Source organism: Algoriphagus persicinus, from assembly GCF_035156415.1.
GTDB lineage: Bacteria > Bacteroidota > Bacteroidia > Cytophagales > Cyclobacteriaceae > Algoriphagus > Algoriphagus persicinus.
Map to the genome: position 1 here is coordinate 122717 of NZ_JAYEEY010000001.1, position 14093 is coordinate 136809.

12 protein-coding genes and 1 pseudogene are annotated in these 14093 nt (G+C 41.0%); 5 read left to right on the forward strand and 8 right to left on the reverse strand.

Annotation, left to right across the window (positions count from 1 at the left end):
- Positions 1–63 precede the first annotated feature (63 nt).
- From ruvB to U3A58_RS00515, 3 genes and pseudogenes are all read left to right on the forward strand, one after another.
- On the forward strand, positions 64–1098 hold the full coding sequence (gene ruvB / locus U3A58_RS00505; RefSeq protein ID WP_323821415.1) for a Holliday junction branch migration DNA helicase RuvB: 1035 nt from the start codon (positions 64–66) through the stop codon (positions 1096–1098).
- A gap of 120 nt (positions 1099–1218) precedes the next feature.
- Positions 1219–1482, forward strand: a pseudogene (locus tag U3A58_RS00510) (type II toxin-antitoxin system RelE/ParE family toxin); the annotation flags it as partial.
- 2 nt (positions 1483–1484) lie between these two features.
- Positions 1485–1775: a helix-turn-helix domain-containing protein gene (locus U3A58_RS00515; protein WP_323821416.1), complete on the forward strand. Its 291-nt coding sequence runs from the start codon at positions 1485–1487 to the stop codon at positions 1773–1775.
- 54 nt (positions 1776–1829) lie between these two features.
- On the opposite strand, the gene U3A58_RS00520 is transcribed toward U3A58_RS00515, so the two are convergent.
- From U3A58_RS00520 to dapF, 7 genes are all read right to left on the reverse strand, one after another.
- Entirely contained in the window at positions 1830–2480 is a 651-nt protein-coding gene (locus U3A58_RS00520) for a response regulator transcription factor (protein ID WP_323821417.1), read from the reverse strand.
- Positions 2481–2502: 22 nt separating this feature from the next.
- A complete protein-coding gene (locus U3A58_RS00525; protein WP_323821418.1) occupies positions 2503–4281 on the reverse strand; it encodes a tetratricopeptide repeat-containing sensor histidine kinase in 1779 nt (592 codons plus the stop codon).
- A 161-nt stretch (positions 4282–4442) separates the two neighbouring features.
- Positions 4443–5210, reverse strand: coding sequence for a S1/P1 nuclease (locus U3A58_RS00530; protein WP_323821419.1), 768 nt, complete (start codon positions 5208–5210; stop codon positions 4443–4445).
- A 63-nt stretch (positions 5211–5273) separates the two neighbouring features.
- Complete coding sequence (locus tag U3A58_RS00535) at positions 5274–6464, reverse strand: M20 metallopeptidase family protein (RefSeq protein WP_323821635.1); 1191 nt, start codon at positions 6462–6464, stop codon at positions 5274–5276.
- Entirely contained in the window at positions 6445–6990 is a 546-nt protein-coding gene (locus U3A58_RS00540) for a hypothetical protein (protein ID WP_323821420.1), read from the reverse strand. The genes U3A58_RS00535 and U3A58_RS00540 overlap by 20 nt, the downstream gene beginning before the upstream one ends.
- A 7-nt stretch (positions 6991–6997) precedes the next feature.
- Entirely contained in the window at positions 6998–10378 is a 3381-nt protein-coding gene (gene secA, locus U3A58_RS00545) for a preprotein translocase subunit SecA (protein ID WP_323821421.1), read from the reverse strand.
- 99 nt (positions 10379–10477) lie between these two features.
- Positions 10478–11251: a diaminopimelate epimerase gene (gene dapF / locus U3A58_RS00550; RefSeq protein ID WP_323821422.1), complete on the reverse strand. Its 774-nt coding sequence runs from the start codon at positions 11249–11251 to the stop codon at positions 10478–10480.
- 603 nt (positions 11252–11854) lie between these two features.
- Here dapF and U3A58_RS00555 point away from each other — a divergent pair.
- Both U3A58_RS00555 and U3A58_RS00560 read left to right on the forward strand, forming a co-directional pair.
- Complete coding sequence (locus U3A58_RS00555) at positions 11855–12622, forward strand: hypothetical protein (protein ID WP_323821423.1); 768 nt, start codon at positions 11855–11857, stop codon at positions 12620–12622.
- A gap of 81 nt (positions 12623–12703) precedes the next feature.
- Positions 12704–13171: a nucleoside triphosphate pyrophosphohydrolase family protein gene (locus tag U3A58_RS00560; RefSeq protein ID WP_323821424.1), complete on the forward strand. Its 468-nt coding sequence runs from the start codon at positions 12704–12706 to the stop codon at positions 13169–13171.
- Here U3A58_RS00560 and U3A58_RS00565 read toward each other — a convergent pair.
- On the reverse strand, positions 13166–14032 hold the full coding sequence (locus U3A58_RS00565) for a mechanosensitive ion channel family protein (RefSeq protein WP_323821425.1): 867 nt from the start codon (positions 14030–14032) through the stop codon (positions 13166–13168). The two genes, U3A58_RS00560 and U3A58_RS00565, sit on opposite strands and share 6 nt — an antisense overlap.
- Between the last annotated feature and the right edge of the window lie 61 nt (positions 14033–14093).

A 14093-nucleotide genomic window follows, 5' to 3' on the forward strand; every position in this document is an offset into this window, starting at 1 on the left:
GTATTCAAAAATGCGAGTGAAGGCATTCGTATTTTTCTATATTTGTGAGCGTACGGATTAACTATGAGAGAAGATTATTTAAGCGGGGAAGATGAAAGTCTAAGCCCAAAGGACAAGGATTTCGAAAAGGCTTTACGGCCCTTAAGCTTTGAGGATTTTACTGGACAGTTCAAAATCGTGGATAATTTACGCGTGTTTGTACTGGCGGCAAAGAATAGAAATGAGCCATTGGATCATGTACTTCTACATGGGCCTCCCGGCTTGGGCAAAACCACACTGAGTTACATTATTGCAAATGAACTGCATGCCGGTATCAAAATCACCTCGGGTCCTGTACTAGATAAGCCCTCTGATCTGGCTGGCTTGCTCACAAATCTGGAAGAAGGTGATGTGCTTTTTATCGATGAGATTCATAGATTAAATCCCATTGTGGAGGAATACTTGTATTCGGCTATGGAGGATTTCAGGATTGATATTATGCTGGATTCAGGCCCCAATGCCCGATCAGTTCAGATTTCACTGAGTCCATTTACCTTGATTGGTGCTACCACTCGCTCAGGTTTATTGACCTCTCCTCTTCGGGCGAGATTTGGTATCAATTCCAGATTGGAATACTACGATGCCAAATTATTGACAGATATTGTTACGCGCTCTGCAGGTATTTTGAAGACTCCAATCGATGAAGTCGCCGCTTATGAAATAGCAAGAAGGAGCAGAGGCACACCAAGAATTGCCAATATGCTGCTCCGAAGAACCCGTGACTTCGCTGAAGTAAAAGGAGATGGAACTATCACGCTAGAAATCTCCAAGATCGCACTTGATGCACTTGATGTGGATGTGAATGGGTTGGATGAAATGGATAATCGGATCCTGCTGACCATTATAGAGAAGTTCAAAGGAGGACCAGTAGGTCTGAGCACGATTGCCACGGCTTGCGGGGAAGAAGCCGAGACTATCGAGGAAGTTTACGAACCATTTTTAATACAAGAAGGCTACCTAAAGAGAACCGCTCGGGGTCGTATGGCAACAGAACTGGCCTATACGCATTTGAAAATAAAGCCAGCTCAGGGATTGGGAGGGTTATTTGAAGGGATATGAGGAAATAGTAGCGTATTTGTAACTTATAAGTTCCCTTTGGGGATGAAAGTTAGAGAGGTAATAGCTTTTAAAAGTTATTTTGAAGATTTCCTAGTCTCTCAACCTTAAAAGGTTCAGGGTAAAATATTCAAAATAATTGAAGCCATAGAAACTTTAGAGCGAGTTCCTCAAAACTATCTCAAATTCCTTGTCGGCACTGATGGATTGTATGAAGCCAGAATTCAATTAGGTTCTAATATCTGGCGTGTTTTCTGCTTCTTCGATCATGGAATATTAGTAATTCTGTTAAATGAATTTCAGAAAAAACCTAAAAAAACGCCAAAACGTGAAATTGAAAAAGCGTTAAAACTAATGGCTGAATATTACGAGCAAAAAACAAGATAGACATGGAAACTAAAACCTGGAAAGATATTAAAAATGACGTTTATGGCTCAAAAGGAACTGAGCGTCGCGATCAATTGGATAGAGATTTTGAAAGTTTCCAGATTGGTTTACTTCTGAGAAAAGCTCGTGAAGAAAGAAAATTAACTCAATCTGAACTTGCAGAACTCGTGGATAGAAAGCGTGAATATATTTCAAGAATTGAAAATAATGGAAGCAATTTGACTTTGAAAACCCTATTTGATATTGTGGAAAAAGGACTTGGTGGCAAAGTCAAAATTTCAATTGAACTTTAGAATCCATTCCCGTTTTGCTTTGAATAAGGGTCATCATTGATCAGCTTATCTACTTTATCCTCCAATAATCCGGTTTTTCACAGCCTTCTGCACGGCTTCCAGCTTACTGTGAACCTGTAATTTTCGGTAGATGTTTTCGATGTGTTTTCGGACAGTTTTGGGAGAAACAAATAAGTTTTCTCCGATCTGATTGTAATTCAGCCCTTTTGAGATCTGTTCCAAGACCTCGTTTTCCCTTGCTGTTAATTTTATATTTTCCACAGGTTCGGAGAAATCAGGTGGGTTTCGAAGTAGTTTCAGTGCTTTCATAGCAACTGACGGAGTCATCGCAGCACCACCCTCTATGGTATCTAATATACCTTGATGCAGTGTTTTTGGATCTACCTCTTTGAGAAAATAGCCGCTGGCTCCTGCTTGAATTGCCTTGAAAATATATTCATCGTCATCAAATACCGTGAGCATAATCGTTTTAATCTGCGGATACTTTTGAGAAACCTGAGCGACGGTATCAATCCCATTCATTTTGGGCATCTCGATATCCATCAAGATCAGATGAACATTCGAATCCTTCTCCAATTTTTCCAAGAGCTCCAGACCATTATAAGCTGCATATTTCACCTCTATTTTTTCAAAAAATGAAAGCTTTTCAATAATTGCTTTGAGTAAAAAACTGTTGTCTTCGGCAATTGCTATCTTAATAGACATAGAATTAAGGGTTTACAAGCACCTAAAATATACAAACTTGAGTGCCTTTGCCAATAGCCGAATCGATTTTCAATTCCCTTCCGATCCGCTCAGCCCTGTTCCTCATATTACCCAATCCATTTCCTATACCTTTCTGCGTTAGGCCTTTGCCATTATCTTCTATACAAACCCGAATGTGACCATTCTGCCATGTAAAAACGATCTTCACCCGATCTGCTTCTGCATGCTTGATTGCATTATTCAGTGCTTCCTGAGCTACCCGGTAATAATTTACTCCTTCCATCGAATTGAGCAACAAATCCTTTTTCAAGTCAGCTGCTATTTCTAGCTCAAAATCAATCTGTGGACACGCAACTTTGGCTTTGGCAATTAATCCCGCCAATCGGCTCTGCAAATCACCTAAGCTGATATTGTCCTTGTTCAGCGCCCAGATTGTATCACGAAGTTCATTCACCGTCTCTACTGTGAACGCTGAAATCTGATCAATTTTGCTCGCCATTTTTTCCTTGCTTAACTCATAAAATTTCAAATTATCCAATGAAGAAACAATGAAAGTCAATTGCGCTCCAATATTATCATGAAGGTCGGAGGATATCCTATTTCGCTGCTCATGAAGCTGCTTTTGCGTATCCTGCTCCGCATAGATTTGCTGAAATTTCGCTTCCTGCTCCAAGTGTCTGTTTTTGGTCTTCTGTCTATAATAAACGAAAAAGCCCAGTCCCAAAATGATAAGCACAAACACTACCAAAAGCAATAGCTGATTATTGCGGTTTTCAGCCAGTAACTCATGCTCCACAAGTGCCGCTCGGGATTCGGCCAATTCCCGCTCCTTGGTTTGAACCTGATACTTCGCTTCCAATTCTCCTAGCATTTTGACACGATCTTCTTTGAAGATAGAATCCTTCAGCGTGGAATATTGCTCCAGGTAATCCATCGCTGAGGTAAGCTCGCCTTTGGCTTTATGAAAGCGATATTGCTCCTCTAGGTAATCTCTCATTTTCTCTGTGGATTGACTTTGCTCCACATATTTGTAGGCAGAATCCATCAAAATTTCAGCTTTCGGAAAGTCCCGCAGCTTGTATCCAATGGAAGCAAGATTGGTATAGTTTGCCGCCAAACTATACTCATCCTGATCCTTCATGTTCAATTTGACAGCCGTCTGAATCCATGATTCTGCTTCACCATATTTTTTTTGCTTTAGGAGCGTATTGCCAATATTATTGAAGGTGAAAGAGATTCGAGAACTATCCAGTTTATTGATATTATCGAAGATTTTGTAATGGTAAAATAGTGCTGAATCCGGCTTGTCCCAATCATCAAAATTGATTGCAATTGCATTCAACGAATAGGCGATAAATGTTGGGTTTGCTTTGTTAAAATGTGTGAGTAATTCATGTGCTTTCTTACCATATACGACGCCCCTCGCATAATCTTCCATGTCATGATAAACCACAGAAATATCCAAAAGAGCATAACCCATATAGTTGCTATCCAGTCCAGCGGTAGCATTTTCCAAGCCTTTTTGAGAGTAAAGCAACGCCTTATCCCAATTGCCTGAATTAGCCTCCAATCGGTTCAGTCGGATATAACATAGACTGATCAGGTCATTGCTTTGCTTAGCATCCAGCAGTGAAGCGCTTTTTAAGAAGGTTTCGTGCGCGATCACATTTTCAAAGTCCCGATTATATTTCTCCGCCTTAAAAAAGTAATAAAGCCCACTATCATTGGCGGTATGCAGATTCTCCTTCTCGAGCTCGAAAATAATAGCTGCTGAGTCAGCATTGATATTAGTTCTCCCCAATCTTTTCCTGAGATCTTGAGAAAAAGAACTGGAACCAATAAGAAAAAAAATTAGACTAAGGGTGAGAAGTCTCCGCATTTATTAGCATTTACGACTAGTAAAATATAAAAAATGCCGTCGGTCATCAATAGTCCACCGGCATTTAAACGAATATTTTTTCCCTATCCATATATTTCTTCCAAAATCTGGGCTAATCTCACGCTGGCAGCAATTAATCTTTCTTCTAACAGCTGCGTGCTTTCATAGCCATATACGTAGGAGATTTTCTTATTCTCAGGTAGATTATAAACTGTTGGTCTTGCGGCCACAGCTTCTGTCAGCCAATCCTGCATGCTCCCTGCACGATATCTCGTGATCACTTCCTTATTTACTCTTTTGGAAAGCTCATCTCCAATTTCAGTATAGCTCATCGATTTGCCGTCAATGATTCCGCTATCCCATACCGCATGTAGATTGGTATCCCTCCCAAAATATTCAAGCTTCACATCATTGCCGCCCCTATCTTCACCGGTACCCACGTGCAATGGTTGATGGATATCCTCTACCATGTGAATGAGTATTTTAAGCAATTCTGCTTCCTTCCCAGACTCAAGATTTCCTGCTTTCAACTCGTTTTTGATGCGATTGATCTCAGCATAAATATTTCCGCCTTTTTCCTGAATCGATTCGTCATATTCTCCGCTTATGCTTGTCATATAATGCCAGGAAGAGGCATAATCAAAAGCATGATCCGATCTGATCTCATCCATCCACGTTCCGCTTCTGCCTACAGACATAGGATAAAGTACTTTTTCGACTTTTTTACGGACAGAGCGCTTCATTTGCTTCTCTGCCATATAGCCGATCAAGTAGTGGCCTAATTGTCCCCAAGCAAAGGTTTGGGTAGCTAAAAGAAAAACAAAAATTGAAGTTGTCAGGAGTTTTTTCATTTTGGAAGTTGGGGAGAAAGCGGAAAGATAAAGCTAAAAAGCAGAAGGAAAGTTACCGGAAGTTTACCCTTTTGCGAGCTCAGAAACAGCCAAGAATGCCATCAATCCTACACCAACTTCCAAAGCATCTTCATCAATATCAAAAGTAGGTGTATGAACCCCAGAGGTTATTCCTTTGGCTTCATTTCGTGTACCTAATCGGTAGAAACAACCTTCAACTTCCTGAGAATAGAAAGCAAAATCCTCAGCAGCCATCCAAATATCCAAATCGAGTACATTCTCTTCACCGAGATAGTCTACAGCTGCCTGATGTGACCTGTAGGTCAGTTCTGGATCATTTTTCAAAAATGGATACCCTTTCTTGATGTCAAAGTCTACTTCACCACCCATTCCCTCTACAATGCCCTTGGCAATAGAGCGCATTTTCTCGTGAGCTTTTGCTCTCCAGTCTTCATCAAGCGTCCGGAAAGTTCCTTGAATCTTCACTTCATTAGGAATCACATTGGTAGCACCTAATGCCTCCACTCTTCCAAAGGAAAGAACTGAAGGGATCTTTGGACTAGCGGCTCTACTGACTACTTGCTGCAAAGCAACTATCATATGAGAAGCGATCAAAATAGGATCTATCAAGGTCTCAGGCATGGCAGCATGACCACCTTTGCCCTTTACTGTCACGTAGAGTTCATCAGCACTGGCCATGTAAATTCCAGGTCGGAATCCGACTTTGCCCACTTCTATAAAAGGCATCACGTGCTGACCAATAATTCCATTTGGTCGGGGATTTTCAAGTACTTTATCCGCGATCATCAAGGAAGCCCCTCCTGGAGCCACTTCCTCACCCGGTTGAAAAATCAACTTGATCGTTCCTTCGAAGTCATTTTTGACTTCATTTAGAATTTTGGCTGCTCCTAATAATGAAGCAGTATGCACATCATGGCCACAGGCATGCATCACACCCGGGTTTTGAGATTTATACGGGACATCATTTGCCTCGATAATCGGCAAGGCATCCATATCTGCACGAAGCGCTATGACTCGCCTACTAGGGTTTTTTCCTTCTATTAAAGCAGCCCAACCCGTGTCTGCCTTCGATTCAATCGTTGTAATTCCTATTTCTTGAAGTTTTTCCTTTACAAACTTTGAGGTATTGTATTCTTGAAAGGAAAGCTCAGGGTTCGCATGAAGGTGGCGACGGTTTGCAATTACTTCTTCTTTGTAGGCCTTCGCCAGAGATTTAATTTTGTCCTTCAGCATTTTCTTGGTTGAGTTCATTTAGCGTTTTGAATTCTTCACGCTGAAAGCGATCTTGAATAATCCTAGCTGTGGGGAATTGCATTTTTACTTCTGAAAAGCTCTTTTGAGCTTCTATTTTGTGGGCAAATTTTCCAACTTTCACGAAATACCTTGGCTGCTCATATTGCATTTCGGGAAGAAGATCAGGGAAATTCATGGCTAAATCATCTCGGGTTTTGAATGCCTGGTTGCGATCAATTCCCGAATAGACCAAGACAGAATATCCATTAAAGTAGGGCTCAGACTTATTCTTACTGATCAAACTTGCCTGTACCTGATCCAATTGACGATCAATCGCTTCTGTAGGTTCTGCTGAGACTAGCGATGATTTTGCATTCATCTGTGCACGATAATCTGGATAGACTGGGAGGGAAGGATTCAAATTTTCCTGGTAATTCGCATAGCTTGTTGCAGAATTTGATGATTTGCGACTCGTCTTGCAACTTGCCAATATCAATACTAACCCAATAATCCAGTATATCTTCATGCGTTGTTTAATTATCAATGACCACACATTTCCCTTCCTGCACATCTTGTTCCACACTTTTGTATTTCACATCATTTTTGGTGGTTCCGTTCGTGTACTGAACAGAAACTTTATCATTTCTTCCGAACGCTTTATCCGATTTCCTCGGAGCCACCACTTGAGGAGCAGGTCTCCCCGCATGGGAAGCGGCTGCAGCAGCACGGTTGGCACCCGGGTTTAAGCTGCTTCCAGCATCAGCTTTGGACGCTTGTATTTGCGCCTCGGCTTTTTGCTGTGGAGCTGCAGCATGTACTTGATTTGGATCTTGCTTAGGCAAATCCGCTCTAGTTAAGAAAGTAGTCATATCTTCATTCAGCTTGCCGATAAAGCGCTTAAACATTTCAAATGCCTCAAACTTATAGATCAAAAGAGGATCTTTTTGCTCATAAACGGCATTTTGTACCGACTGCTTCAAGTCATCCATGTCTCTTAGATGCTCTTTCCAGTTTTGATCAATGATGGCAAGCGATACGTTTTTCTCGATCGCTCTCACTAATTCTCTTCCTTCCGAATTCACAGTGGCTTCAAGATTTGCTACTACACCGATTTGCTTGATGCCATCAGAAATCGGCACCATGATATCCTTTACTGTGGCTCCTCTTTCATCCTGCACTCGCTTGAAAATCGGAAGGGCGGTGCTCATCATCCCTTCGCTTTTCTTTTGATACGTTTCAAAAGCTAGGGTATATAACTCCTGAGTCAATTGACCAGCATCTTTTTCTTTAAGCTCATTTTCAGTTACATTTTGATCCACACCTAAGGTAGTGAATACGTTCATTCTGAAATCCTCAGGATCTGCATTAAGCTTGCCCATATCCACAAGACCTTCGCAGACATCATAAAGAATATTCAAAATATCCAGCTCTAGTCGATCCCCTTCCAGCGCATTTCTCCTTCTCTTATACACTACTTCACGCTGTGAGTTCATCACGTCATCGTATTCAAGTAGTCTCTTTCTGGTGCCAAAGTTATTTTCCTCCACCTTACGCTGTGCACGTTCGATAGACTTAGAAATCATGCTATGCTGTATTACTTCACCTTCTTCAAGGCCCATTCTATCCATCAATTTTGCGATACGCTCCGAACCGAAAAGACGCATCAAGCTATCTTCCAAAGACACAAAAAACTGCGAAGATCCCACATCACCCTGACGACCAGATCTACCTCGAAGCTGTCTATCTACACGACGGGATTCATGGCGTTCTGTACCGATAATTGCCAAACCTCCTGCTTTTTTTGCCTCGGGTGATAATTTAATATCTGTACCACGACCAGCCATGTTGGTTGCAATAGTTACTGTACCGGCTTGACCAGCAATTGCCACTACGTCAGCTTCTCTAGCATGCTGCTTCGCATTCAATACTTGATGGGGAATTTTCTTTAAGGTCAGCATTCTACTAAGTACCTCAGAAATTTCTACCGAAGTGGTACCCACCAATACAGGCCTTCCAGCAGCGACTAACTCATTGATCTCATCGCCAACTGCATTAAATTTCTCACGAACGGTTTTATAAACTTTATCGTCCCGGTCATCTCGGATTATCGGTCTATTTGTAGGAATTACTACTACATCCAGTTTGTATATTTCCCAAAACTCACCAGCTTCGGTCTCGGCTGTACCGGTCATTCCAGCCAGTTTGTGATACATTCTGAAGTAGTTTTGAAGCGTAATCGTCGCGTAGGTTTGGGTAGCATCTTCCACCTTCACATTTTCCTTTGCCTCGATCGCCTGATGCAGTCCGTCAGAATACCTACGCCCTTCCATCACACGTCCTGTCTGCTCATCGACGATCTTCACTTTACCATCCACCAAAATATATTCTGTGTCCCGCTCAAACATGCAATATGCCTTCAGCAATTGATTTACGGTATGAATACGTTGTGCTTTGATGCTATAATCTTTGATTGCTTCCTCCTTACGAACAAGTTTCTCAGTATCTGAGACTCCTTCTGCTTTTTCCAAATCGGCGATTAAAATCCCAATATCCGGAAGGATGAAAAACTCTGCATTTTCATTCTTAGTAGTCATCGTCTCTATACCTCGATCCGTCAAATCGACTACGTTTGTTTTTTCATCTATTGTAAAAAAAAGCGGCTCATCTGCTTCAGGCATTTGACGCTTATTATCCTGCAAATAATGATTCTCCGTCTTCTGAAGAATCACTCGCATGCCGGGTTCAGAGAGGTATTTGATCAATGGCTTATATTTCGGTATTCCACGAAAAGCACGGAACAAAGCCAAACCACCTTCTTTATCCTTACCATCAGCAATCATTTTCTTGGCAGAGCTCAGGAAGCCCTGAACCAACTTACGCTGCTCATCTACTAGGGTAGAAACCCTAGGCTTCATGTCATCAAACTCATGTACATCCCCTTTTGGCACGGGGCCAGAAATAATCAATGGCGTTCTCGCATCATCAATCAACACGGAATCGACCTCATCTATCATTGCAAAGTGATGCTTTCCTTGAACTAAATCGCCCGCTTCACGAGCCATGTTGTCTCTTAGGTAATCGAAGCCAAACTCATTATTGGTACCATAGACGATATCAGATCTGTAGGCTTTCTTACGCCCTGCTGAGTTAGGTGAAAATTTATCTATACAATCCACACTCAATCCGTGGAATTCAAAAAGTGGCGCATTCCATTCGGAGTCACGCTTAGCCAGGTAATCATTCACTGTGACGATGTGAACACCACGTCCAGCCAGAGCATTGAGGTAAGCTGGAAGAGTGGAAACCAACGTTTTACCTTCACCAGTCGCCATTTCGGCTATTTTCCCTTTGTGAAGCACCATACCGCCGATCAGCTGCACATCGTAATGAATCATGTCCCAAACAACTTCAGTACCTGCGGCCATCCACTTGCCATGCCAGATTGCATCTTCGCCCTGGATCTCCACATGAGGCTTATTTGCCGAGAATTCCCGATCACGGTCAGATGCCTTCACAACTAGCTTTCCATTTTCTTTAAAGCGTCTTGCGGTCTCTTTCACCACTGCGAAAGCTTTTGGCAAAACCTTCTCTAAAACCACTTCCAACGCTTCATTTCGTTCTTTTTCGATCTGATCTATCTGATTGAAAAGCTGGTCTTTTTCATGAATTGCTTTTATTGGCAACTCGTCGACCTTAGCTCTAATAGTAATGATCTTATCATCGAATTCCTTCAGATAAGCATCGATTTCGGCTTTGATTTCTTCGGTTTTAGCTCGCAATTGATCATCACTGAGGCTCTTTAATCCAGAAAAAACTTCATTGATCTGAGTAACGATCGGAAGAAGTTCTTTGATATCTCTGTCGGACTTGGTTCCAAATACTTTTGCAAGTCCTTTTGCTATTATATCTAACATGCTAGCTTATTGTAATTCTTCTTGGGGCTTCAAAATTAAGCCCTTTTTGTTATAATTGATAATAAAACCAGATCATCGGAGAAGAACTCTAATGATTGGCTAAACACTTATTTTTCCGGCAAAAACCTGCTCCGCAGGTCCTATCAGCCATACTTCTTTAAATGCTCCGTTTCTGGAGGATTTAAATTTTACAGCTAATTGGCCTCCGAGGGTCTTGATGTTAATCGTTGCAGTAGGCTGCCCTTTACCGAAGGCTATTGCTGCCGCCGTCACTCCAGTACCACAGGAGAGCGTCTCATCCTCCACGCCTCTTTCATAGGTACGAACGAAGATTTCATCTGCACTTACTTTTTCCACGAAATTGACATTTGTGCCAGCAGGAGCATACATTTGGTCATACCTGACCTTTTTGCCTTCTTCAAAAACCGGGTAATTCTCCACCTCTTGGACAAAACGAATGTGATGTGGCGAGCCGGTATTGACAAAGAAATCATCCTCTTTTTCATCTATTCCAGCTACATCTCCCATCAGAAGTTGCACCAATCCATCCTTCAGAATGGCTTCATGTGGTCCGTCAATCGCTAGGAAACTTGTCTTCTCTTGCAAAATCCCCAGAAACGCCGAAAAGGCAACTGCGCATCTCGCGCCGTTACCGCACATACTCTGACTTCCGTCTGCATTGAAATAGATCATCTCAAAATCATACGCTACATGATTACGGATCAAAATCAACCCATCAGCACCTACACCAAACTTTCGGTCGCATAGCTTACTGACTAACTTCAAATCCGAATCATCAAACTTCTGCGCACGATCATCGATCATGACGAAGTCATTGCCAGTTCCCTGATATTTGTAAAATGAAATTTCCATGGAAAATTGTTGTAGACATTGGGACAAAAACCCATCCAAGCCAATGTTTAAACACAAACTTAAACATCTTGTCACAAAAACAGACTTATTGTCTGATTCTCAATTTAAAATCCGTCAGATAATTATGATTTAGCAAAACCCCCAGCCAAATTTAAACCGAATAGTTCAATGAGCTCATTCTTAAAAAACGGCTCCCTTCCTTCAAATACATCTCAATTTTGCCCTTTAGTGCAACAACTTGTTAATAAATTCTACAAAGATTTGTTTACGAATCCCAGATCTAAATAATCTCAATACAATTGAAAAATCATTCTTTTGATTATTGTAAAAAACACGATCAGGTAAGATTAATCTAGTCACATCAAAAGAATTAAAAAGTGGAATCTAATTTCACTACTTGATCTACTTTCCTTTTTATCAAGCACTTATTCCAAGCTAAAAGAGTTCCATTTGTTCTTTTTTTATGCCTAAGAGATAAGCTGAGACATTTCAAATTTTACAAAAATGCCTATCCCCATCCAGCTGAAACTAGCTAGCTAAGCAGAAAAGTTTCGAAATGGCATTTGTGTTGAAAAGGCAACAGGAATCAAAATTTTAAAACTTATGAAATTGAATATTGGAAAAATAGCCTTTGCTGCAATAGTATTACCAGCAGGTTTGGGATTATTTTCTTGCCAATCAGAAGATGAAAAGCCAATTTCTGAATCTGAAACTCAGGCTTCATTGAAAGCCACAACTACACAGCCTACTTCAAGCACCTCTGAAAATGGTAGGTTTACAATTAGCGGATTCACTGTGAAAGAATTTACAGTAGGAACTCGAGATGTAGAAATGAAGTACTATGCTGCCGCAGATTTAATAGCTGGAATTGATTTAGGAGGAATACAGCTTACGACGGCTTTAAACGCAGATTTACAAAGATCGTCCTCAGAGCAAAAATCCCTTAAATTGATATCAAATGGAGAAACTAAGGTTTCTTTGGTAGGTGAAGGGAATACTCCAGCAGGTAGTTATAAAGAAGTATCTTTTTCACTTTATAAGACTCAAAGTAGTGGTGATCCTATGTACCAGAAATCTTTGCTGATCACCGGAGAAATCAATGGCAAGTCAACTCAGTTTTGGACTGAAACCGAAAAGGTAATAGAAGCTGCTGCAGAATCTGATTCAGGAATTGAAGTAGAAAACAATACTGAATTATTACTCTCTTTTGAAATGGATAAGCTTTTCGCTGGAGTTGATTTTAGCAGTGCCACAGATGTTAATAATGATGGCAAAATTGAAATTCGTCCGAACAGCCCAGATGGTAACACTGAAATTTTAGCCAAGATAGAAGCTAACATAGAAAACTCAGTCGTGCTGAGAAAACGATAAGTCAGACTTTAATATTCTTCAAAAAGACCGGTAAATCCCGGTCTTTTTTAGTTATTTCAGACTTTCATTTATTCTAAAATCATGCAAGATCCTAAGTCACTTACTTCTGTCGCTTTATTTCACGAAACTTTCAAACATCCCGTATTGCCTTCTCCAACTATCCCTGAGAAAGTAAGATGTGACCTACGTGTTTCACTTTTGGCGGAGGAGCTTAAAGAACTCGAAGAAGCTATCTCAAATAATGATTTGGTGGAGGTAGCTGACGCATTATGCGACTTGCAGTACGTACTTTCAGGAGCAATTTTGGAGTTTGGATTGGGAGAAAAATTCAAAACACTCTTTGACGAAGTGCAACGCTCCAATATGAGCAAAGCCTGTAAAACCGAGGACGAGGCCAAAGCAACCGTAGCGCATTACAATGCAAAAGGCACCGAATGTTTCTATGAAAAAGAAGGAGATTTGTTCTTAGTTTTCAGAGAAGGAGATAGAAAAACACTGAAATCAGTAGCCTATTCACCGGCAGATTTAGAAGCAATCATCAAATCATAAAGAATCAGCAGCGGAGGTTTTTAATTCTTTCCCCTGATAATTCTTCAATTCTAAGATACGGGCTGGCATATTAAAGCCGCCTTTTTCTAATGCCGTTAGCACCATTAAAATCGCAGAACTTTTCACCACAGCGTCGGAGATCTCACGTTCAAACGTATTAACCCAAAAAGACACCTGAATATTCAGCGTGCTTTCGGCCATCTCAGTCACCCATACTTCTGGCAGTTTGGCGCTATCCAAGACTCCAGGCACCTGAACTATTATTGACTTAATCACCTCAATAGCGGCTTGGTAATCTGAACCATAGTCCAGGCCCACTATAAAATCATAACGTAGAAATCCATCTATCGTAAAATTGACCAGAGGATTTTTGAGGATAATCCCATTGGGGATAAATACATCTTTTCCATCTGCTGTTTTGATCTGCGTATCACGGAGATTTAGCATAAGCACTTGGCCGCGCATCCCATTAATATCAACTATATCTCCGACACGGAAAGGACGCTTGAACGCCAAGATGATTCCCGCAAGGAAATTTTCCCCAATATCCTTCAGTGCAAAACCTATGATAAAGGCCGATATCCCGGCTCCTGCCAGCATGCCGGAGATAACTCCCGTCAAACCTATGATACGGAAAACTACCAACAAGCCGATCAGAATTACTATAGATCCAAAAATCCCAGCTAGAAAGTTAGCAAGCAGATCGTCATCCATTCTCTTTATTAATCTTCTACTTAAAAGCGTCCGTGATTTTCTGGCTAGAAAAAGAAAAATCAAAAAAGTGACAAGTGAGATGCCTCCAATAATTAGCCAATGCTTTACTGTAGGCCAGTCTGTTGATAAAAATTCTAATTCTTCCATAGGTCTCAAAATACAAAAAAATAATACGGAGGATAAAAATATTATCTCACTCTAAAGTTAA